Consider the following 22817-nt stretch of genomic DNA (forward strand, 5'->3'; position numbering starts at 1 on the left):
GTCGCAAGACCATTTCAGGAAACATCCCGCACATACGATGCGGAAAAAACACCGCAATTCGAACAGGCGGGGCGGCTGCCGAATATTAATTCTCGCCGATAGGGGTGAAGAATTCCGACCCTATGGTTCGTCACGCGATACCGCGGGCCCGGGGCCGCGGGGAGAGCGGGCCACGGAGATCCCGGCCTGCGGCCGATGGCCGGCTCAGCGGTTGCGCACGCCGCTGTCCGAGCGGATCGGAATGTCGTCGATGGTCGGCGACAGCGCCTCGCCGCCCTTGGCCCGGGCGGGGTGCTCGGCACACTGCCGGTTCCGCGGCGAGGCCGGGACATCCACGTCCCGAGCCACGTCCTGGACCAGGCCCTGAACCGTGACCGGAACGCTCCCGGCCGAGGAGCCGACGTCGGCCTCGGCGGGGAAACCGATGCCCGGCTTGTTCGGCGAGCCCTGGATCAGCTCCGGCTGCGGGCTCGTCCTGCCGTGCGTCGTGGAGTAGCCGAATGCGCTCTTGGCGCGGTTCCCGTTCACCGTGGAAGTGCCGTGGTGGCCACCGATCGCCATCGCCTGCGGGGCGACCGTCGCCGAGATACCGACCGGGGATGCGGTCGCAGCCGTCGCGGCCAGAACCTTCTTGGTCACATCTCACCCTTCTCGCAGCGGAGTGCCCGTATCCAGAGCGCACTGGATCAACTCCCCTTCAAGGGCGCGGTTTCGCCGATTCACCCGGTTGCCACGCAACCATAGACAGATATCACCGCACCGGGGCGCCGGCGCGGCATGGCCTTCACCGGCCCGCGCCGAACGCCGTGACGGGAACGCCGACGGGCCCGGGGCGCGGCATGCGGAAGGCTCGCCCCGGAGGGGGCGAGCCTCAACCGCTCGGCGGGGACTACTCGTTGATGCAGAGGTTGCCGAACGCCGGGTTGAGCACCCCGATGAAGGGAGTGACGGAGTTGCCGCAGACGTTGATCGGCATGTCGATCGGCACCTGGATGAGGTTGCCGGAGAGCACGCCGGGCGAGCCCACGGCCTTGCCTACGGCGAGGGCGCCCTTGTGGTGGTGGTGGTGACGGTGGTGGCCGCCGGCGCTCGCCACACCGGCCCCACCGACGACGGCGATGCCCGCGGCGGCGGACAGGGCGACGGCCTTGGAGACAATCTTCACGATGAACCTCATTCACTGAGCAGAATTCAGGATTCTGTACGCGCCGCCTGGAGCGACAAGCAGTTCAACGCAACAAACCGGGCAAAAGTAGCGGGACCAATCGGGTGATAGTGGATGAAAGTGTCGTATGGGACAGCAGTGGCGCCCCTACGACACGCGCTCTACCGCTTCCGATGCCCGCCGTCCGCGCCATCGTCGCACGTCAACCGTGACACACGGTTGATTGTCAGTGGCGTCGTGTGCAATGGCGTCATGAAGGTATCCCACGCGCAGGTGCCGGCCTGGCGGTTGCGGCAGCAGAGCCTGACGCCGGGCGCCGACGCCCCGGCCGAGGACGTGGTGGCGCGGCTGGCCGGCGTCCAGGCGCAGGTCGCCTCCGCCGCCGAACTCACCGTGACGACACGGCAGATGACGCCGGACACCGCTGCCGTGCGGCGGGCCCTGGCCGCGCGCACCCTGGTCAGGACCTGGGCGATGCGGGCGTTGCGAAGGGCGCCGCCAGGGGACCTGCCCCGGACAGCCCCCGGGGCAGCCGCCATGGATGTGCCGGCACTGCCGGGAACGGCACCGTCGGCGACGCCGCCTTGCTCCCGGTGCCTCGCCGAGGCCGGGCTCGGCGGCATTGTCAGACCCTGGTGCAAGACTCGGCGGCATGAGATGGGCGGTGTCAGAGACGGACGACGGGGGTGTTCGTCTCTGTCCGCTCACTCAGGACGGGCGGCCCGCCGGTCCCGTGGTGAGCGAGCCCTCGCTCACCGAGGCGGTGCGGTCCCGCCCCGAGGTCGAGCGCTGGGTGTGGCGGTCCACGGCCGAGATCTACCGGCGTCTGCTGGCCTGCGGGGTGCGGGTCGAGCGCTGCTACGACGTCGAGGCGGCGGAGGCGCTGCTGATCGGCCACGAGGAGGGCCAGTCGGGCCAGCCGCGTTCGCTGGCCGCCGCCTGGGCGCGGCTGCACGGCCTGCCCGTCCCGCGGGACGCTCCCGCCCGCGCCGCCGAGACCCAGCCGTCCCTGTTCGAGCCGGGACCGGTGCCGCTGCCACCGGGCACGGACGAGTTCACCGCACTGCTGGAGGTCTATGCCGGCCAGGTGACGCGTACGGCCGAGACCGAGCATCCGGAGCGGATGCGGCTGCTGCTGGCGGCCGAGTCGGCGGGCATGCTGGTCGCCGCGGAGATGGCGCGGACCGGAGTGCCCTGGCGGGCGGACGTGCACCGGGAGGTGCTGGACGGGCTGCTGGGCGAGCGCTATCCGGGCGGGCTGGAACCGCGCCGTATGGCGGAGCTGGCCGACGAGGTGTCGCGGGCCTTCGGGGAGGGCGTACGGGTCCGCCCCGATCTGCCCAACGACATCATCAGGGCCTTCGCCCGTGCCGGCATCGCCCTGACCTCGACGCGCAAAGGGGAACTCCAGCAGATCGACCACCCCGCGGTGGCACCGCTGCTCGCGTACAAGTCCCTCTACCGCCTGCACACCGCCCATGGCTGGTCCTGGCTCCAGCAGTGGGTGCACGACGGCCGCTTCCGCCCCGAGTACCTGCCCGGCGGCACGGTCTCCGGCCGCTGGACCACCAACGGCGGCGGCGCCCTCCAGATCCCCAAGGTGATCCGGCAGGCCGTGCGCGCCGACCCCGGCTGGCGCCTGGTGGTCGCCGACGCCGACCAGATGGAGCCGCGGGTGCTGGCCGCTGTCTCCCGCGACCAGGGCCTGATGGAGGTGGCCGGCAGCGGCAGGGACCTGTATGCGGATCTGGCGGCGCGCGCCTTCGGCGGCGACCGCGACCAGGCCAAACTCGCCTTGCTGGGCGCCATTTACGGCCAGACCTCGGGCGACGCCCTCAAGCACATGGCCGATCTCCGCCGCCGCTACCCGGCCGCGGTGGCGTATGTCGACGACGCCGCCCGCGCCGGTGAGGAGGGCCGCCTGGTGCGCACGTGGCTGGGCCGCACCTGCCCGCCCGCATCCATGGCCACCCCCGACGAAGCGGGCCTGCCCCAGGAGGACGAGGCACCCACGGGATACGGCAGCAGTTCCGCGGCCCGCGCCCGCGGCCGTTTCACCCGCAACTTCGTGGTGCAGGGCAGCGCCGCCGACTGGGCACTGCTGATGCTGGCCGCGCTGCGCCAGTCCCTGGCACGGCCCGGACTCCGCGCCGAACTGGTCTTCTTCCAGCACGACGAGGTGATCGTGCACTGCCCGGTGGAGGAGGCCGGGACGGTGTCCGAGGCGATCGCGACGGCGGCGGACTCGGCGGGTCGGATCGCCTTCGGGCCGACACCGGTGCGGTTCCCGTTCACCACGGCGGTGGTGGAGTGCTACGCGGACGCGAAGTGAGCGGGGCGTGCCGTGAGATGGCGAGTGTGCCGTGAGATGGGGAGTGCCGTGAGCGGGCAGTCCCGCGTTCGGGCAATCCCGCGTTCGGGCAGTCCCGCTACGGGCGCGCGGGGGCGCCGGTTGGCATCGACGTATGGCCGCGCTGCCGGCTGAAGCAGACGTGCCGTTCCCGGACGATCTGCCAGGCCGTCTGCCGCGCCATGTACCGGACCACCCACCGGCCCCGACGCACCTCTTTCGCCGTTACTGCAGCGGCTGTCGGTGCCACGGTGCAGAGTGAGGCGTGTGCGCACGCGCGCTGCGTACGCCCGTCGTGACCAGAGGAGAGCGCCCGTCATGGCCGTACCGCCCGGTATACAGGTCCACCCCGAACTCGTGCCGTTCCTCAAGGCGTTGCCACCGTATTCCGATGCGTACCAGGACATCGCGGCCACCCGCGAGAGGTTCCACGCGCTGCTGTCGATGCGGGCGGCCGACCGCTCGGGCGTACGCAGCAAGCGCTATGACGTCCCGCGGCCGGACGGCAGCGCGCTGACGGTCGAGGTCTACTGGCCGGAGGACGACGGTGACAACGGTGACACCGGTGACGCCTCCTCCGCGGCGCCGTTGCCTGCCGTACTGCACTTCCACGGTGGCGGCTATGCCATCGGCCGTTCGCTGCCCGGCCAGGACCGCACCGCGCTCGAACTCTGCCGCAACCTGCCCGCCGTCACGATCGCCGTCGAATACCGCCTCGCGCCCGAGCACCGCTATCCGGCCGGTGTGGAGGACTGTTATCTCGCCCTGGAATGGACGGCGGCGCAGGCGGCCGAACTGGGCATCGACCCCGAACGGATCGCCGTCACCGGCAGGTCGGCGGGCGGCGGGCTGAGCGCGGCAGTCGCCCTGATGGCACGCGACCGCGGCGGCCCGGCCATCGCCTACCAGTCGATGTGCGTCCCCGACCTGGACGACCGCGTCGCCGATGAGCCCATCCCGGTGGACACCTCCGACGCCACCCCGAACCCCCTGGTGAACAGCCGGCGTTCGGTCCGCGCGGTCTGGCGCCACTACCTCCCGGAGGGTTACCCGCCGGAGGGGACGACGCCGGATGCCTACGCCTCCCCGGCCCGCGCCTCCGACCTCTCGGGGCTGCCGCCCGCCTATGTCCAGGTCTGCGACCTCGACTCGCTGCGCGACGCGGGCCTGGCGTACGCCCGGCGCCTGATGGATGCCGGAGTGCCGGTCACCGTCCACAATGTCCCCGGTGCCTGGCACGGCTTCGAGCTGTACGCACCCGAAACCCGCCTGGCGAAGGAAACGACGGCCCACTGGACGGAGCATCTGCGGGCGGCGCTGTACCCGGAGGCGGTGGCTTAGGAGGCGGTGGCTCGGGGGCGGGGTGAGGGCCGGGGCGGTGTGAGCGGCCTCTGCGGTACGAGCGGCTTCAGCGGTACGAGCAGCCGCAGCAGTACGAGAAGCCTCTGCCGTGCGGCCCTTCCGCCGCCCGAACGCCCCTCAGCCATCCGAACGCCCCTCCCCCACCCCCTCAACCGTTGATATCAAGCCACGCGTGATGCGGGTCATGGTCGCGACCAGGACCTCGCGTGGTTGTTCCGGGCGATCCAGCCACCACAGGGCGAGCCCATAGAGCGAACTGCGGATGGCCTCGGCGAGGGGTTCCAGCTCGGCCTCCGGGATGCCGGGGACGAACTCGCGCAGCAGGGCCATGTCCGTTGCGCGCTGCCTGCGCTGGAGTTCGCGGTGGAAGGCCTGCACCTCCGCGTCGCCCGTGGTGTCGCGGAACATCATCCGCCAGGTGTACGGGTGGGCCTGCACATACCCGAACCAGGCGTCGTACATCGCCTCCATACGGCGGCCCAAGTCACCCTCACCGTACAGAAGTTCATGGACGGGGGCGGCGGCCAGCTCGTCTCGGTGCCGCTCCAGCAGGGCGAGATGGAGCTCCTGCTTGGAGTCGAAGTGGCGGTAGAGCATCGGCTTGCTCAGACCGGCCTCGGCCGCGATCTCCCCGATGGTGGTGCCCGCGAAGCCGCGCTCGGCGAACAGCCGGGCGGCCACGTCCTCGATGCGTGTCCTGGCCTCGGCCCGGGCGGCGCGGTTCCGGTCGATCTCGCTCATGCGACGTCCTCGTGCGGTGTCGGTGCGGGTGGTGGGAGCTGGCGCGTTTCGGCCGGGGGATTCCGCTCGCAACTGTCCTCGCGATGAAGGATACTTGGCCGTGTACCAAGCGGTATACGCATAGGTAACTTCGTAACTTCCGTGGGATCGGGCAGGGAGGCAGAGCCGTGATCGTTTCCGTACATCTCGCCGACGTCGGTGTCCGCTCCGTGCGGGCCGTCCTCGGCCAGTGCCCCCGCCCCGGAGCGACCCCCGGCCTGCGCTACGCCGAGACCACCCTCACCGGCGCCATCGCCTCCGGCCCGCCCAAGCTGCGCCCCGGCCGGGCCGCGCTGATCGCCTCATGGGAGGACGACGCCGCCCTGGACCGCTTCCTCGCCGAAGACCCGCTGCCCCGCCTGCTGTCCGGCGGCTGGCAGGTGCGCCTGCTGCCGGTGCGGGTCTCGGGCGCCTGGAGTCCGATGCCGGTCGAGACGGACCCTGATGCCGCGTCGGCGGACGAGGACGGTCCGGTCGCCGTCCTCACCCTGGGGAAGCTGCGGCTGCGCCGGGCGGTCCCGTTCCTGCGCGCCAATTCCGCCGCCGCCGGCCGGGCCGCGGCCGATCCCGCCCTGCTCGCGTCCACCGCCCTGGCCAGGCCGCCGCGCTTCGTCGGCACGTTCTCCCTATGGCAGAGCGTCTCCGCGATGAGCCGCTACGCATACGGCTCCGCGCAGCCTCAGCACAAGGCAGCGGTCCAGGAACACCGGGCGGCGCCGTTCCACCACGAAGCCGCGTTTCTCCGCTGCCGCCCCTACGGCGCCCAGGGCACGCTGGACGGCGCCGAGCCGATAACCACGGCCGCGCAGCCCGGCCACGTCCTAAACTCGCCGGGTAGGGGGCCGGCAGCAGACCGACGACGGACATCCGATCCGCGAAGGGACCAGCGTTGACCGACACCGAAGGGGCAGCCGACGCCCCGGTCGCGACTGAGGCGCCGGTCACGAAGCCGAGCCCCGAGAACCGCCGCAAGCGGATCACCGACCGGGTGCCGGCCGAGGGTCGGGTGACCATCGAGGACCTGGTCCAGGAGCGCCGCGCCAGCCAGGAGCGCGGCGCAGGGTGCTGCTCGTGGACCACTCCGGGTTCGGCCGACAGGCGCTCTACGAGCTGGCGCCGCCGGCCGAATTCGATCTCGTCATCTCCGATGAACTCCTTCCCCAGGAGGAGCAGGACGCGCTTCAATCCCTGGGGGCGCGATACGAGTTGGCGGCGGAGGGGAGTCGGCAGGGATGAGCGTTGACGACGGTGAGACGGAGAAGCCGAGCGCGGACGACCAGTACGGTCAGCGCGGCCCACACGGTCCACACGGGCAGCGGGCACAGGCAGGACCCGGGCAACACGGGCAACAGGGTCAGCCCGGCGGGAGCGACGCGCAGAGCGGCACCGCCCCGGGCAGCCGCACCGCCCCGGCAGGCAATGCCGCCCCATCCGCCGGATCCACCCCGGCCGGTGACGCCCTCCCGCCCATCGGCACTCCCGTCACCGATACCGCCGGCGGCCGCGATCTGGAGCGCATCAATCCGCCCCACCTCGCACCGCCGACCGGATTCAGCCACGCCGTCCGCGCCACCGCCCCCGGCACCCTGGTCTTCCTCGCCGGGCAGACCGCCCTCGACGGTTCGGGCCGGATCGTCGGGGACGGCATCGTCGAGCAGTTCGAGCGGGCGCTGACCAACCTCCTGGAGGTGGCGGCCGCCTCCGGCGCCAGGCCGTCCGACCTGGCCAAGCTCACCGTCTTCGCCGTCGACATCGCCGACTACCGCCGGCACGCCCGGGACATCGGGCGGGTGTGGAAACGCCTGGTGGGCAGCGACTTCCCGGCCATGGCCGTCATCGGCGCCACCCGCCTGTGGGACGAAGCGGCCCTGGTCGAAATCGAGGGCATCGCCGTCGTCCGGCAGTGACGAAGGCCCCGCCCCTACCTCGCGCCTCCCCCGCCAACTCCCCGCTCCCCGACGCCCGCCGCACCGCGCAGCGCAGCGCCCCACTCCCCCCGTACGCCACCGACTCCCTACGCCCGCTCGCTCCCCGTCACGCCCCGGCCCCCGTACATCCGCTCACTCCCCCTCCCCCTCCGTCCCACACGTCGCCACCAACGCCTCGGCGTCCGCCGGCGACAGCGTGATCCCGAACTCCGAGTCCAGGAGCCCCGGGATCTCCTCCGGCGCGACCTCCCGTACCTCGCGCGACCAGTCCGGCCGGGTCCGCACGAACTCCCGCCCGACGAGCGTGCGGCGCACATCGGCCAGCGGCAGCAGCACCACGATCTTGCCGGTGAACGGCGACCGCGGATGGGTCGATATGTAGTGGTTGAAGACGCTGTAGTCGACCGGGAAGCGGCGCTCCGCCCCGAAGGCGTACAGGTCGAACCAGCCGTCGTCGTGCCGCGAGCGCAGCACCCACGACTCGGCCTCCTTCTCGTACACCAGGCCGAAGGTCCAGTCGCCCTGCTGCACCTCGACACCGTCCTGCAACGGGATCGGTGCGAGCAGCGCCTCACCGCCGAAGCCGACGTCGGTGATCCAGTCCGTACCGTCCAGCTCGACCTTCAACAGCGCGTGCGTGACCGGGCGCACCATGCGCTCGCCCATCCGGACACGCGCGCCGAGCCCGGTGACACGGAAGCCCAGGCGCTCCAGGGCGGCGGCGTACAGGAGGTTCTGCTCGTAGCAGTAGCCGCCGCGCCGCTGCCGGACCATCTTCGCCTGCAGGGCTTCCAGGTCGAGCGGGATCGGGCGGCCCAGCACGATCTCGATGTTCTCGAAGCCGATCGACGCACTGTGCCCGGCATGCAGCTTCCGCAGCGTCTCCAGGGTCGGCCGGCGGTCGCCCTCGTAGCCGATACGCATCAGATACGCGTCCAGATCGAGCTGCTCGCCGCCCCACTGGGATGCGGTCATGGTGCTCCCCCTCGTCATGGCGTGCTCCTGCCGGAGCCTGGAGGGAGCTTAGGAGACGCCGTGTCCGGAGGGCGATCGGCTCTTCGGCTGACGACCTGGGGCCGCCGGGCCCACCACCGGGCGGACGCGGGCTCACGGCCTACGGCAACCCGGTCCTGGGACCAGCGCCCGACCCGCGACGAGCCCCATCGTCCAGCGCCCACCCCCTCCCGGCCGCCTCCCTTCCCGGCCGCCCCCTTGCCGACGCACTCCGGCCGACGTGCCCTGGTTGCCCGGGCCGACGTGTCCTGGCCGACGTCCTGGCAGTCGTGCCCCGGCCGTCGCCTCGCGCACCGCCTCACCCCCGCCCGCTCGCCGCCTCCACCGGCTCCTTCCTGAACGCCCACGCCATCGTCGGCTCCACCGCGAACCGGAAGATCCGCTGCACCGGCGGCGTACACAGCAGGGTGATCACGGTCCCGGCGATCAGGGTCAGCAGCACCACGCCCCAGGGGGTGTGCAGCCATGCGTGGTGGTACCAGCCCCAGAAGCGCGACCCCTTCGCGAGGAAGCCGTGCAGGAGGTAGCCGTAAAGGGTGCCCGCGCCCAGCGCCGTACACCACATGGTGCGGCCCGGCACCCAGGCGAAGAAACAGGCCACCAGCACCAGCGAGCAGCCGAACATCGCCAGGGTCATCACCACACCGCACCACCACGGGGCGCCCAGTTCCTGCGCGCTGTCGCGGTGGTAGAACCACGCGGCGTTCATCCGGGGCGCGGCCCAGTACGCGACGAGCAGCGCGGCGCCGAGGACCGGGACGGCCACGATCCGCACCCACCGGCGGCGTACGAGCGCGAAGTGCTCCGGCCGCAGGTTCAGCCCCAGCACGAAGAACGGCAGGAACTGCAGCACCCGTTGGAGATTCAGATCGTCGCCGATCTCCGGCGTGACGGACGCCATCATGGCGATGGTCAGCGCCAGCGGCAGCGGCGCGCGCACGATCTTCCACAGCGGTGCGGTCAGCCGCCAGATGAACAGCGCCACCAGGAACCAGGTCAGATACCAGGGGTCCAGGAGGCTGATCGGGTAGTTCGGAGCGCCGCCTGCCCAGCGTTTGAAGAAGGTGTAGGCGACTTCGAAGATGAGGTACGGGACCGCGACGCCGGTGATCAGCCGCTGCAATCGGTCACGGCGCAAATCGAAACTGCGCGAGAAATAACCGGAGATGATAATGAACGCCGGCATGTGGAACGCATAGACGGCGAGATAGAGCGCCGCCGCCGTCCGGCTGCCGAAGCGCAGCGGTTCCCACGCGTGCCCCATTGCCACCAGCACGATGGCCAGGTATTTCGCGTTGTCGAAGAACGCGTCGCGGGATGTGCCCCCGACAGCACCGGCCACCCCCCGCCCCGTACGCATACCCGTACAGGCTTTCCCCTTACGCCCGTTGACCGTACCGCCCTGGGCGCTACGACCGTCGGCCGTACCGTCCCGGGCCTTACGCCCGCGGACCGTTTCAGCATGCCCCTGACGTTCTTCGCCCGTCAGGACACCGTACGGCCGATCGACGCCCGCCGACCCGTCAGCTCGAATTCCCTCCTCCGCCGGCGAATTGGCGTCCGCCATCTCCTCTTCCGTGGTTGCCGCGGAGGAGAGCGTGGCCGTCGAAGCGCCCGTACCTTCCGCCGTGCCACCCGCGTCCGGCGCGTCATCCGGCATCTGCCGTGGCGTCGGGAGCGGCACCCGCCGCTCGCCGGGCGCCGGAACATCGTTCGTCAAGGGCCCTCCTCGTACGCACCCAGAGGACGAGCCGGACGCGGACCCGAACATTTCCCCGAAAGGGAACCCGAAAGCCGAATCCCGCGCCTTGTTTTCCTTACGAGGAGTGTGGCGGCGTCAAACACCCCAGGCACCTTAGCCCCGCCACCGGAATCCCGTAAATCCCGCCCTGCCATGCCCGCCCACCATGGCCCCGCCCTCCGCGGCCCCTCCACTCAACACGGAAAAAACGCCGCAAAATATGGACCATACGCGCGCAGGCACCGCACGCGTACCGGAAAAATTCAGCCGAGTCCCGCAACCAGCGCGATGACGGACAGCAGCAACGCCCCGCAGCCGCCCACCACTCCGGCGATCCGGGCACTCCGATGCTCGGCCAATCGCCCCGAATGGACCCAGGCGGCAAGCAGAAAGGCGATTCCACCGGCCACGAACCACGGCCCCCACAGATACGTGTACCAGCGGCTCACCCCCCGCAGTTCCGGCGCGAGTTCGACGGCGCGCGCCTCCACGAGCAGCCCCTGCCCGACGAACAGCGCCCCGTGCCAGACCAGGAGCACCCCCGCGCCCCATGCCAGCAACTGGAGTATGCAGCTCATCCCGCGCCCCCATGCGCGGCGGCGCACCAATGCCAATCCCACGAGCCCGCCGACGACTTTGAGCACGCCGGTCAGCCACAACACGGCGACAAAACCGGCGTTCCGCTCCTCCGCGAGGCGGACCAGCGACGGCGAAACCGTGGACTCCGCCCCTGCCGCCCCGCCCAGTGCCCAGTAAAAGCTCGGTACGGCGAAAACAAATCCCCATACGGCGGCGGCCCACCCCGGCCAGGCGACCGAATACCGGCTGCCATCCGCCCGCGCACTCTCGTCAGCCCGAGCACTCTCCATGGCCGCGATTCTGCCCGCCGGGGCAACCACGGATCGCCGCTTTACCCAACGCGTACCGAGCGAAGCGAAGCGAAAGCACGGAACAACACAGAACAGAACCGGACCCAACCACGTCTGATCCGGAACGAAGCCGGCCGAACCGAAGCCGGCCGAACCGAACCGAACTGCGCCAGAGCGGTCCGGACCGGGCCGGACCGCTCTGGGCCAACACCCACCGCCCTAGTCGATAACCCCTTCCACACCCCGCCCCTGCACCGACTGCGCGCTCTCCTTCGCCCCCACGTCCCACGCATAGATCTCCAGCCGCCGCCCATGCGGCCCGCGCAGCCGGTGCACGGCCCTGGCCCACTTCGAACTGACCTCGGCCATACGGGGATTGATCTGATCGGCGAAACGCGCGTAGCGCCGCAGTTTCCTCACCGACGGTGCCCCCAGAATCCCCGTACGCACCTTCGGCATCAGCCGGTGCACCCTTTTCACGCACCGTACGCAGAAACTCTGCACCACCAGCCGGTGGCGGATATGCGCACGGTCCAGCCACCCCAGTGCGCGCAGTTCACGCAGCGCCTGCGCCTCGACTCCGGGGTATTCCTCGGGCGCCTTGAGTTCCAGCAGCAGACCCTGCCCATTGCGGTCCAGCCTCCGCAGATAGTCGGCGAGCGTCGGCACCCGCTCCCCCGCGAACTGCTTTCCGAACCAGCTCCCGGCATCCAGCCGCGCGATCTCGGCCGCGGTGAAATCCCGCACCCGCCACGGCGCCCGCCCCGGAAACACCTTCGCGGCATCGGTGGTCCGATTGAGCGTGGTGTCGTGTATCACCACCAGCCGCCCGTCCTTGGTCCGCTGCACGTCGTTCTCGACCCATACGAGCCCGCGGCGGTGCGCCGCGTCGACGGCGGCAAGGGTGTTCTCCGGCGCGTAACGGGAAGCGCCACGGTGCGCGATCACAAAGGGCGCCTGATGCCCGGCCCTGATACCCACGACCGTCCCGCCTCTGGTGGCCAGATCCGCATGCCCTTCGGGGCCGGTCGCCAGCGCGGCCGACGCCATGGTCGCCATCACCAGAAACGCGATTCCACCGGCCGCGATCCGCATCGTTCTCCCCAGCATGCGGGGGCCTCCAGGTCGCTCGGCCGCAGACGTGCCCATCTGCGTCAGGTACGCCCCCTAGGGCTCCCTCCGCCCTCCACGAACGCGGATACGCCCTGCCTCCCGACTCTGCCCCCGCCCCCGCAGCCCCGCCACGCGAACGCCTCCCCTCCCCACGGCCCCCGGCACCCCACCACCCCGCCTTTCCGCAGGCCGGAGCCCACCCCGGCCTCCGGGGCCCCATCCGGCCATTCGCGCGAATGCCCTCGCGCCCGCCCCGACGCCTGGCCCGGCGCCCGGCCCCGCTTCAGCAACGTCGTCCTGCGCGGCGCTCTCTACGGGCCGACGGTCGCCCCCCCGGTGGTCCCACTCACCGCCAGCGCCTACACCCTCACCCTCGACGCCCTCACCTGGCTCCTCACCGCGCTGATCAACGCGAGCCAGGGCATCGGATGGCTTTGCGGGCGGTCCTGAGGTCCCGCGGCGATCAAGCCCAACCGCCCCGAATCCATGCCCACACCGGCGATCGCCCGGCCCCGGACCCGCCCCAACCCAGCCACACCGCCGTCGACTTACTCCCGGCCGCCCCCGGTCCCGCCGCCCAAGCAACCGCACCCCGGCCCCAAACAAGAAAAAACCCAGGTCAGAACTTCCTGACCTGGGCTTTCACAAGAGCCGCCTTCGGGATTCGAACCCGAGACCTACGCATTACGAGTGCGTTGCTCTGGCCAACTGAGCTAAGGCGGCGTGGTGCGCGGCCCAGTCTACACAGGAGCGGGGGGTGCTTTGTAATCGGTTCGGGGGCTGGTCAGGGGGGTGTGGGGTGGGTCACGTGCAGCGCTTGTTCTTGGCGGGTGGGGTGCCTTCGAGGAGGTAGGTGTTGATGGCGGTGTCGATGCAGTCGCTGCCGCGGCCGTAGGCGGTGTGGCCGTCGCCCACGTACGTGAGGAGGGTGGCGCTGGAGAGCTGCGCGGCGAGGCCCTTGGCCCAGGTGTACGGGGTGGCCGGGTCGCGGGTGGTGCCGACGACGACGATGGGGTCGGCGCCCTTGGCCGCGATGCGGTGGGGGGTGCCGGTGGGCTTGACCGGCCAGTACGTGCAGTTCAGGGCGGACCAGGCGAAGTTGTCGCCGAAGACCGGGGATGCCTTGCGGAAGGCGGGCAGGGCGGCGCGGACCTGGTCGGGGCCGGTGAAGGCGGGGGCGAGGTCGAGGCAGTTGACGGCGGGGTTGGCGTACATCTGGTTGGCGTAGTGGCCGTCGGAGTGGCGCTCGTAGTAGCTGTCCGAGAGGGCGAGCAGCCCGCGGCCGTTGCCGGCCTGGGCCTGGGCGAGGTACTCGCGGAGTTCGGGCCAGGCGCCCTGGTCGTACATGGCGGCGATGACGCCGGTCGTGGCGAGGGACTCGGTGAGCTTGCGGTCCTGGCCGGTGTCCTCCGGCTGGGCGTCCAGCTTCTTGAAGAGGGCGGAGAGCTGCTTGCCGGCGTCCTCGGGGTTCTTGTCGCCGAGGGGGCAGTCCTTCTTCTTGACGCAGTCGGCGGCGAAGGCCAGGAAGGCGGTGTTGAAGCCGGCGGTCTGGTCGAGGTTGATGGCGCGCGAGTTCAGCGACGGGTCCATGGCGCCGTCGAGGACCAGGCGGCCGGAGTGGGACGGGAAGAGGCCCGCGTAGGTCGCGCCGAGGAAGGTGCCGTAGGAGGCGCCGACGTACGTCAGCTTCCGGTCGCCCAGGACGGCGCGCAGGATGTCCATGTCGCGGGCCGCCTCGATGGTGGAGACGTGCGGCAGCAGCTTGCCGGAGTGGGCCTCGCAGCCCTTGGCGAAGTTGCGGTAGGCGGTGACCAGCTGGTTGACCTCGGCGGGGGTGCCGGGGGTCGTGTCGGTCTGGGTGAAGCGGTCCATCTGCTGGTTGCTGAGGCATTCGATCGGCTCGCTGCGGGCCACGCCGCGCGGGTCCATCGCCACCATGTCGTAGCGCGCGCGGATGGCGGCCGGCTGGGGCGCGTACTGCTGGAGGTAGTCGATCGCGGAGCCGCCGGGGCCGCCGGGGTTGACCATCAGGGAACCGAGCCGCGTCCCGGGGCCGGTGGCCTGCCTGCGGGCCACGGCGAGCCGCAGGTCGGTGGCCGCGCTGGGTTTGGCGTAGTCCAGGGGGGCCTTCATCGTCGCGCACTGGAAGCCCGCCACCCCGCAGTCGTGCCAGCTCAGCTTCTGGTCGTAGTACGGGCGGAGGTCGGCCGGGACCGCGAGGGGCAGCGGCGCGAGGGGCGAGCCGCCGGACGCCTGGCGCTCGATGCCGGCGTCGTTCGTACGCCCCGGGGACGGCGCGCCACCGGGCGACGAACTCCCGGACGAGCAGCCGGAGATCAGCAGGGCGAGGGCCGCGGCGGCAGCGGCGGCTGCGGCGGCGGGGGTGCGGAGCAGGCGGCTGGGCTGCATGGGAGGTCCCTGGGGTGTGTGGCCGGTGGTCCTGGGGCGGGCGTCCTTCAATCGCGAGTGCTTTACGGAGCGTATCGGGGCGGGGACGGTGAGTACGTACTCCTGAGGACGGTGGGGCGTGATTCAGCCTGCGCGCAGCGCGGCCGTCATCGCCTCGACCGCGAGCAGGGGGGCGACGTTGCGGTCCAGGGCCTCCCGGCAGGCGATGACCGCCTCTATGCGGCGCAGGGTGCGCTCCGGTGTGGAGGAGGTGGCGATGCGCTGGATGCTGTCGCGCACCTCGTCGTTGGCGAGCGGGACCGAGGCGCCCACCTGGAGGGCGAGGACGTCGCGGTAGAAGCCGGTGAGGTCGACCAGGGCCAGGTCGAGGCTGTCGCGCTGCGTACGGGTGGAGCGGCGCTTCTGCTTGTCCTGGAGCTCCTTCATGGCGCCGGCGGTGCCGCGGGGCAGCCGTCCGCCGGTGCCCGCGGCGGCGCCGAGGGCGGCGCGCAGCTCCTCGGTCTCCTTGGCGTCGACCTCCTCCGCGACCTGCTTGGCGTCCTCCGACGCCGCGTCGATCAGCTCCTGGGCGGCCTTGAGGCAGCCGCCGATGTCGTCGACCCGGAGCGGGAGCTTCAGGACGGCCGCCCGGCGGGCCCGGGCGCGCTCGTCGGTGGCGAGCCGGCGGGCCCGGTCGATGTGCCCCTGGGTGGCGCGGGCGGCCCGGTCGGCGGCCTCCGGGTCGATGCCGTCGCGCCGTACGAGGACGTCGGCGACCGCGCTGACCGGGGGCGTACGGAGGGTGAGGTGGCGGCAGCGGGAGCGGATCGTGGGGAGCACGTCCTCGATGGAGGGCGCGCACAGGAGCCAGACCGTACGGGGAGCGGGCTCCTCCACGGCCTTGAGGAGGACGTTGCCGGCGCCTTCGGTGAGGCGGTCGGCGTCCTCCAGGACGATCACCTGCCAGCGCCCGCCGGCCGGCGAGAGCGAGGCCCTGCGGACCAGGTCTCGGGTCTCCTTGACGCCGATGGACAGCAGGTCCGTACGGACGATCTCGACGTCGGCGTGGGTGCCGACCAGGGTGGTGTGGCAGCCGTCGCAGAAGCCGCAGCCGGGGGCGGGACCGGAGGAGCCGAATCCGGCGCTGTCCGGGCTGACGCACTGGAGGGCCGCCGCGAAGGCGCGCGCGGCGGTGTCCCGGCCGGCGCCGGGCGGGCCCGTGAACAGCCAGGCGTGGGTCATCTGCGAGGTGCCGGTGCGCTCGGCCGGCGGCTGCTCGCCGCCCGCCCGCGCCGCGCTCTCGGCGGCCACGACGGCGTCCGCGTCGCGCGCGGCCGCGGCGAGCTGCGCCGTCACCCGCTCCTGGCCGACCACGTCGTCCCATACCGCCATCGCTGCCGCCGTCCTGTCCGTTCTGCGTGCCGTGCCGGCGCGGTCGCGGGTCCGGGCGCATCCGCCCGACGCCTCCTCCGCGCGTATCCCATTGTGGTCCACCCCACTGACAACCGGATCCCGGCCGCGGCCGGCCCCCGGCTCACGCACCGCCCCGCACGCCGAACGGCCGTGGCCGCAGCGGGAATTGCTGCGGCCACGGCCGTTCGGTCGGAGCGCTCCGGTCAGCCGCGCCGGCCGCGGCCCCGGCGGCCCTTGCCGCCCGCGCCGCCTTCCGCGTCGTCGTCCGGGCGCGTGCCGAGGAGTTCGTCGGCCAGCGTCGGCAGGTCGTCCAGCGGGGTCTCCTCCGCCCACTCCGGGCGCGGGCGGCCGTGCTGCCCGTGCTCCGCGGGCCGGCCGGTGGCCGGGTCGACCTGCGGGAGTTCGCGGGTCCGCTCCGGGCCGCCCTCGGCCGGTTCGCCGTGCGCGTCCCTGCCGTCCTCCTGGAACATCCACGGCGGCACCCGGTCCGCCGGGTCGTCGTCGCGTACGGGCGGCAGCACGGTCGTCTCCTCGGAGTCCGCACCGCCTCCCCGGCCGGCGTCCCGGACCGGCGGCAGCACCGCCGTCTCGTCCGCCTCCCGCGCCTCGGGCCGCGGCAGCGCCGCGGTCCGCTCGCCGTCCGCGGCGGTGCCCGTACCGGAACCGGAAGCCCCGTTCCCGGAAGCGGTCCGGGTTTCGTTCTCCTTGGCCACCCGCTTCCGCAGCTGCGTGACGTCCGTCTCCGTGGTCCGCGCCTCGGCCGATTCGGCCGCCGCGGCAGCCGCCTTCGCCTCCGCGGCCGCAGCCGCCCGGGCCGCCTCGACCCGGGCCTGCTCGGCGCGCAGCAGCGCCTCCTCGGCCTTGCGCTGCTTCTCCAGGCGGCGCTCCTCGGCCTCCCGGCGCAGCCGCGCCTCCTCCTCGTGCTGCTTGCGCAGCCGCTCCTGTTCGGCCTGGCGGGCCTTCTCCTCCGCCTCGCGGCGCTGCCGCTCCGCCTCCGCCGCCGCCCGGGCCTCCTCGGCGCGCTGCCGCGCCTCCTCGGCCTGGCGGGCGGCCTCCCGGGCCTTGGCCTCATCGGCCTCGCGGCGCTTGCGCTCCTCTTCCTCCGCACGCAGCTTGGCCAGCTGCTCCTGGCGCTCACGCTCCAGGCGCGCCTCCTCCGCCTTGCGCGCGGCCTCCTCCTCGGCCTTGCGGCGAGCCTCCTCCTCGGCTGCCTTGCGGGCCTCGGCCTGTGCCTTGAGCTCCGCCTCGGACAGCGGCAGGACCTGGTCGAGGCGGTGGCGTACGGCGGTGGTGACGGCCTCCGGCTCCTGGCCGGCGTCGACGACCAGGTAGCGGGCCGGGTCGGCGGCGGCCAGCGCCAGGAATCCGGCGCGCACCCGCTCGTGGAACTCGGCGGGCTCGGACTCCATCCGGTCCGGCGCCTCGGTGAAGCGCTCGCGCGCGGTCTCCGGCGAGACGTCCAGCAGCACGGTCAGATGCGGGATGAGGCCGTCCGTCGCCCAGCGGTTGATCCGGGCGATCTCCGTGGGTGCGAGGTTGCGGCCGGCGCCCTGGTAGGCCACCGAGGAGTCGATGTAGCGGTCGGTGACGACGATCGCGCCGCGTTCCAGGGCGGGCCGGATGACGCTGTCGACGTGCTCGGCGCGGTCGGCGGCGAACATCAGCGCCTCGGCCCGGTCCGACAGCCCGGACGTGGACACGTCCAGGATGATCGCCCGCAGCCGCTTGCCGATGGCGGTGGCGCCCGGCTCGCGGGTCACCACGACCTCGTGGCCCTTGCTGCGGATCCACTCCGCCAGCGCCTCGACCTGGGTCGACTTCCCGGCGCCGTCACCGCCCTCCAGGGCGATGAAGAAACCGGTGGCGGCGGGCGCCTGGGCCGGGTCGCCGCCGCGCAGCGCCTCGCGCAGATCGCGCCGCAGCGGTACGCCCTGCCGGTCGTCGGTCTTGCCCAGCACCCAGGCGGCGACCGGCAGCAGCAGCGCGCCGGCCAGCATCAGGGTGTACGCGGCGCCGCCGTGCGCGAAGACGAAGGCGCCGCTGCCGACGTGGTGCGGGCCGATGACACCGGCCAGCAGGGGCGCGGCGATGGCGGCCAGCGCGACCGCGAGCCGGACGACGGCGTGCAGATGCTCGGTCGTACGGGCGCTGCGGAACGCCTCGGACTCCTGGTCCAGCAGCACATGGCCCGTGTTGGCGGCGATACCGGCGCAGACACCGGCCAGCAGCGCGAGCAGCAGCACCGTCGTCGGGTCCGGGACCAGCCCCATGGCCAGCAGCGCCAGGCCGGTGCCGGCGACCGCCAGGGCCAGCAGCCGGCGCCGGGAGAGCGCGGGCAGCACCTTGCGGGCGGCGCGGATGCCGATGACCGTGCCGCCGGTCAGCGCGAGCACCAGCAGCGCGTAGGTGGCGGGGCCGGTGGCCAGGTCGAAGGCGTGCAGTACGGAGAGCGCGACGGCCGCGGCGATCGCGCCGGCCACCGCCGCGCAGGCCGTCACCAGCAGCGGGATCGCGCCCGTACGGCCCTTGTCGGGCCCCGCGCCCGGCTTGCCGGCGGACTTCGGGCGGCGCAGGCCCTCCAGCGGGGAGCGCGGCCGGGGAGTCTGGCCGCCGGGCAGCTCGATGAAGTACAGGATCGACACGGAGGCGGCGAACAGCCCGGCCGCGACGTACGAGCCCAGCGCGGCCTGGTGGAGGTGGAACCACTCGACGCCGGTGCCCAGCAGCTTCCCGATCAGCGTGACGACCACCAGCGCGGCGGCGGCGATCGGCAGCGACACGAAACTGGTGCGCAGCGACAGCCGGCGCAGCGCGTCCATGTTGTCGGGCAGCGGCCGGACGGTGGCGCCCTCCGGGGGCGGAGCGGGCAGCAGCGCGGGCGCCGCGCTCTCCCTTGCGACGGTCCAGAAGCGCTCGGCGACGCCGGAGACGAAGACCGTCACCAGCAGCCAGGCCAGCGCGTCGGCCGGCGTCCAGTCGATCCAGAGGGGGGCGATGACCAGCAGCGCGAGCCGCAGCGCGTCCGCGCCGATCATCGTCCAGCGGCGGTCCAGCGGCCCGTCGGGCCTGATGAGCGCGGACAGCGGCCCCAGGAGGACGGCCCCGAAGAGCAGTGTCGCCAGCAGCCGGACCCCGAAGACCGCGGTGACCGCGAAGGCGGCGCCGCTATAGCCGCCGCCGAACACGGCGTGGCCGCCCAGCGGTACGTACAGCGCCGCCTGAAGGGCGAGCAGTACCAGGACAAGCAAGGACAGGGCATCGCCGATACCCCCGACGAACTGGGCGCTCCACAGCCGCTTCAAAGGAGGGAAGCGGAGCAGGGCTCGCACCGCACGCTCGCGGGAGTCCGCTGCGAGCGCGTCTGAGGCGGGGGGCACGACCGTTGGCTGCTCGGCACGCGTCATCCCGCCAGCCTATCGGGACAGGGCACACTACCGGGCGCCCGCCCGAACAAATGGGCGGGCACTGTCGGATGCGAAGGGGCGGGCCAGGCGAACTCGTCCGCCTTGCCCGCCCTTGTACCGCGCCGGTCCACGCCGGCTCCGGCGGCCCGGGGCGACTCAGTCCTCGGCCGGCGCGGCCGTCTTCTTGGCCGTGGCCTTCTTCGCGGTGGTCGTCTTCTTCGCCGCGGTCTTCTTGGCGGCCGTCTTCTTCGCCGCCGTCTTCTTCGCGGCCGTCTTCTTCGCCGGCGCCTTCTTGACCGCCTTCTTGGCGGTCTTCTTCGCCGGCCCCTTGGCACGCTTCTCCGCCAGCAGCTCGTAGCCGCGCTCGGCGGTGATCGTCTCGACGTCGTCGTCCCGGCGCAGCGTCGCGTTGGTCTCGCCGTCCGTGACGTACGCGCCGAACCGGCCGTCCTTGACCACCACCGGCTTGCCGCTCACCGGGTCCGTGCCCAGCTCCTTGAGCGGCGGCTTGGCGGCGGCGCGCCCCCGCTGCTTGGGCTGGGCGTAGATCGCCAGCGCCTCGTCGAGGGTGATCGCGAACAGCTGCTCCTCGCTCTCCAGGGAGCGCGAGTCGGTGCCCTTCTTCAGGTACGGGCCGTAGCGGCCGTTCTGCGCCGTGATCTCCACGCCCTCGGCGTCCGCGCCGACGACGCGCGGCAGCGACATCAGCTTGAGCGCGTCCTCCAGGGTCACGGTGTCCAGGGACATCGACTTGAAGAGCGAGGCGGTGCGCGGCTTGACCGCGTTCTTGCCGGTCTTCGGGGTGCCCTCGGGCAGCACCTCGGTGACGTACGGGCCGTAGCGGCCGTCCTTCGCCACGATCTGGTGGCCGGAGACCGGGTCCATGCCCAGCTCGAAGTCGCCGCTCGGCTTGGCCAGCAGCTCCTCGGCGTACTCGACCGTCAGCTCGTCGGGCGCCAGGTCGTCGGGGACGTCGGCCCGCTGGTGGCCCTCCTCGTCCTTCTCGCCGCGCTCCACGTAGGGGCCGTAGCGGCCGACCCGCAGCGTGATGCCCTCACCGACCGGGAAGGAGGAGATCTCCCGGGCGTCGATCGCGCCCAGGTCCGTGACCAGCTCCTTGAGGCCGCCGAGGTGGTCGCCGTCGCCGTTCCCGGCGTCCGCCGCGCCGCCCTCGCCGGCGCCCGCGCCCTCGCCGAAGTAGAAGCGCCGCAGCCACGGCACGGCCTGCGCCTCGCCGCGCGCGATCCGGTCGAGGTCGTCCTCCATCTTGGCGGTGAAGTCGTAGTCGACCAGCCGGCCGAAGTGCTTCTCGAGGAGGTTGACCACCGCGAAGGAGAGGAACGACGGCACCAGCGCCGTCCCCTTCTTGAAGACGTAGCCGCGGTCCAGGATCGTGCCGATGATCGACGCGTACGTCGACGGGCGGCCGATCTCGCGCTCTTCCAGCTCCTTGACCAGCGTGGCCTCGGTGTAGCGGGCGGGCGGCTTGGTGGCGTGGCCGTCAGCGGTGATCTCCCGCGCGGCGAGCGCATCGCCCTCGGCGACCTGCGGCAGCCGCCGCTCGCGGTCGTCCAGCTCCGCGTTCGGGTCGTCGGCGCCCTCCACGTACGCCTTGAGGAAGCCGTGGAAGGTGATGGTCTTGCCGGACGCGCTGAACTCGGCGTCCCGCCCGTCGGCGGCCCGGCCGCCGATCTTGACGGTGACGGAGTTTCCGGTCGCGTCCTTCATCTGGGAGGCGACGGTCCGCTTCCAGATCAGCTCGTAGAGCCGGAACTGGTCGCCGGTCAGCCCCGTCTCCGCGGGCGTGCGGAAGCGGTCGCCGGAGGGGCGGATCGCCTCGTGCGCCTCCTGCGCGTTCTTGACCTTGCCGGCGTACGTCCGCGGCTTGTCCGGCAGGTACCCGGCACCGTACAGCTGCGTCACCTGCGCCCGGGCCGCGGCGACCGCGGTGTCCGAGAGCGTGGTGGAGTCCGTACGCATATAGGTGATGAAGCCGTTCTCGTACAGCTTCTGCGCGACCTGCATGGTGGCCTTGGCGCCGAAGCCGAGCTTGCGGCTGGCCTCCTGCTGGAGGGTGGTCGTCCGGAACGGCGCGTACGGCGAACGGCGGTACGGCTTGGACTCGACCGAGCGGACCGCGAAGTCGGTGTTCTCCAGGGCGGCGGCGAGCGCGCGGGCGTTCGCCTCGTCCAGGTGGAGCACGTCGTTCTTGAGCTGCCCGTTGGGACCGAAGTCGCGGCCCTGGGCGATCCTGCGGCCGTCGACGGTGGTCAGCCGCGCGGTCAGGGTCGAGGGGTCGCTGGCGTCACCGGCCCGGCCGGTGCCGAAGGTGCCGGTCAGGTCCCAGTACTCGGCGGAGCGGAACGCGATCCGCTCGCGCTCCCGCTCGACGACGAGCCGGGTCGCCACGGATTGCACCCGGCCGGCGGACAGCCGGGGCATGACCTTCTTCCACAGGACCGGCGAGACCTCGTAGCCGTAGAGGCGGTCGAGGATCCGGCGGGTCTCCTGGGCGTCGACCAGCTTCTTGTTCAGATCGCGGGGGTTGGCGACGGCCTCGCGGATCGCGTCCTTGGTGATCTCGTGGAAGACCATCCGGTGGACCGGGACCTTCGGCTTGAGGATCTCCTGGAGGTGCCACGCGATGGCCTCGCCCTCGCGGTCCTCATCGGTGGCGAGGAAGAGTTCGTCGGACTCGGCCAGCAGCTCCTTGAGCTTCTTGACCTGGTCCTTCTTGTCGCTGTTGACCACGTAGATCGGCTGGAAGTCGGCGTCGACGTTCACGCCGAGGCGGGCCCAGGACTCGCCCTTGTACTTCGCCGGGACCTCGGCCGCGCCGTTGGGGAGGTCGCGGATGTGCCCGACGCTGGCCTCGACCACGTAGCCAGGGCCGAGGTAGCCCTTGATCGTCTTCGCCTTGGCAGGCGACTCGACGATGACGAGCCGGCGCCCGCCACCCTTTGCGGTCTCGCTGGTCGGGGACAACTTCGCTCTTCTCTCCGGTCGACGCTGGGAAGGCTCCCGGGCCGGACGCCCGGGGCGCACTGCGGTGACGCTTGACGCTGCGGAGTGTGACGGTACCTCCCGCCCCCGTGTCAAACGGAAAAACCCCGCAACGCCACTCGAACGGTAACCCGACTACATGCCTTCGCGCCGCCCCGACCGTCCCAGCCGCTCTCCGGCCGCCCTGCGCGGGCTCGGATGGATCATGGCGGGCCCGCGGCACCGCACCGCGCACCTCCCGGCGGTCCCCGGCGCGCCACCGCACCGGTACCGCCGGTGATCTCGCA

General features: G+C 72.2%; 16 protein-coding genes and 1 tRNA gene. 5 read left to right on the forward strand and 12 right to left on the reverse strand.

Translation table 11 applies throughout. The annotated features are described in order from the left end of the window. Positions 1-204: 204 nt before the first annotated feature. Both GR130_RS37330 and GR130_RS37335 read right to left on the reverse strand, forming a co-directional pair. Positions 205-639, reverse strand: a complete 435-nt coding sequence (locus GR130_RS37330) for a rodlin (RefSeq protein WP_159508840.1) — start codon at positions 637-639, stop codon at positions 205-207. Positions 640-889: 250 nt separating this feature from the next. Continuing rightward, the gene (locus GR130_RS37335) at positions 890-1165 is read right to left on the reverse strand and encodes a chaplin (RefSeq protein ID WP_159508842.1); all 276 of its coding nucleotides are present in this window, start codon (positions 1163-1165) and stop codon (positions 890-892) included. A gap of 652 nt (positions 1166-1817) precedes the next feature. Between GR130_RS37335 and GR130_RS37340 the strand changes: the two genes are divergently transcribed. Then, positions 1818-3497, forward strand: a complete 1680-nt coding sequence (locus GR130_RS37340; RefSeq protein WP_159508844.1) for a bifunctional 3'-5' exonuclease/DNA polymerase — start codon at positions 1818-1820, stop codon at positions 3495-3497. A 336-nt stretch (positions 3498-3833) separates the two neighbouring features. Then, on the forward strand, positions 3834-4856 hold the full coding sequence (locus GR130_RS37345) for an alpha/beta hydrolase (RefSeq protein WP_159508846.1): 1023 nt from the start codon (positions 3834-3836) through the stop codon (positions 4854-4856). A gap of 138 nt (positions 4857-4994) precedes the next feature. Here the strand turns inward: GR130_RS37345 and GR130_RS37350 are convergent, their stop codons facing one another. Continuing rightward, a complete protein-coding gene (locus GR130_RS37350) occupies positions 4995-5618 on the reverse strand; it encodes a TetR/AcrR family transcriptional regulator (RefSeq protein ID WP_159508848.1) in 624 nt (207 codons plus the stop codon). A 167-nt stretch (positions 5619-5785) separates the two neighbouring features. Here GR130_RS37350 and GR130_RS37355 point away from each other — a divergent pair, with 167 nt between their 5' ends. The 3 genes from GR130_RS37355 (at position 5786) to GR130_RS37365 (ending at position 7564) form a co-directional block, all read left to right on the forward strand. Further along, positions 5786-6550, forward strand: a complete 765-nt coding sequence (locus GR130_RS37355) for a spheroidene monooxygenase (RefSeq protein WP_236573837.1) — start codon at positions 5786-5788, stop codon at positions 6548-6550. A gap of 169 nt (positions 6551-6719) precedes the next feature. Further along, positions 6720-6893 carry a hypothetical protein gene (locus GR130_RS37360; RefSeq protein ID WP_201305110.1) on the forward strand — a complete coding sequence of 58 codons (174 nt, stop codon included), beginning with the start codon at positions 6720-6722 and terminating at the stop codon, positions 6891-6893. Positions 6894-7126: 233 nt separating this feature from the next. Continuing rightward, positions 7127-7564 carry a RidA family protein gene (locus GR130_RS37365; RefSeq protein WP_236574074.1) on the forward strand — a complete coding sequence of 146 codons (438 nt, stop codon included), beginning with the start codon at positions 7127-7129 and terminating at the stop codon, positions 7562-7564. A 153-nt stretch (positions 7565-7717) separates the two neighbouring features. On the opposite strand, the gene GR130_RS37370 is transcribed toward GR130_RS37365, so the two are convergent. The 9 genes from GR130_RS37370 to topA all read right to left on the reverse strand — a co-directional run bounded on the left by GR130_RS37370 (position 7718) and on the right by topA (position 22512). After that, a complete protein-coding gene (locus GR130_RS37370) occupies positions 7718-8560 on the reverse strand; it encodes an arylamine N-acetyltransferase family protein (protein WP_159508850.1) in 843 nt (280 codons plus the stop codon). A gap of 337 nt (positions 8561-8897) precedes the next feature. Further along, positions 8898-9959, reverse strand: a complete 1062-nt coding sequence (locus GR130_RS37375; RefSeq protein WP_159508852.1) for an acyltransferase family protein — start codon at positions 9957-9959, stop codon at positions 8898-8900. A 644-nt stretch (positions 9960-10603) separates the two neighbouring features. Next, entirely contained in the window at positions 10604-11209 is a 606-nt protein-coding gene (locus tag GR130_RS37380; RefSeq protein WP_159508854.1) for a DUF3995 domain-containing protein, read from the reverse strand. 219 nt (positions 11210-11428) lie between these two features. Further along, on the reverse strand, positions 11429-12304 hold the full coding sequence (locus GR130_RS37385) for a glycerophosphodiester phosphodiesterase (protein ID WP_236573839.1): 876 nt from the start codon (positions 12302-12304) through the stop codon (positions 11429-11431). Positions 12305-12971: 667 nt separating this feature from the next. Further along, positions 12972-13045: transfer RNA gene (locus GR130_RS37390), tRNA-Thr, on the reverse strand. A gap of 81 nt (positions 13046-13126) precedes the next feature. Continuing rightward, complete coding sequence (locus GR130_RS37395; RefSeq protein ID WP_159508858.1) at positions 13127-14731, reverse strand: alpha/beta hydrolase; 1605 nt, start codon at positions 14729-14731, stop codon at positions 13127-13129. A gap of 123 nt (positions 14732-14854) precedes the next feature. Continuing rightward, positions 14855-16102, reverse strand: a complete 1248-nt coding sequence (locus tag GR130_RS37400) for a DNA polymerase III subunit delta' (RefSeq protein WP_159508860.1) — start codon at positions 16100-16102, stop codon at positions 14855-14857. Between the two features lie 224 nt (positions 16103-16326). Next, positions 16327-19527 (reverse strand): dTMP kinase, encoded by a 3201-nt coding sequence (tmk, locus tag GR130_RS37405; protein ID WP_159508862.1) that lies wholly within the window; start codon positions 19525-19527, stop codon positions 16327-16329. A gap of 156 nt (positions 19528-19683) precedes the next feature. Next, the gene (gene topA, locus GR130_RS37410; RefSeq protein ID WP_159508864.1) at positions 19684-22512 is read right to left on the reverse strand and encodes a type I DNA topoisomerase; all 2829 of its coding nucleotides are present in this window, start codon (positions 22510-22512) and stop codon (positions 19684-19686) included. Between the last annotated feature and the right edge of the window lie 305 nt (positions 22513-22817).

Source organism: Streptomyces sp. GS7 (assembly GCF_009834125.1).
In the GTDB taxonomy this organism is placed as follows: Bacteria; Actinomycetota; Actinomycetes; order Streptomycetales; family Streptomycetaceae; genus Streptomyces.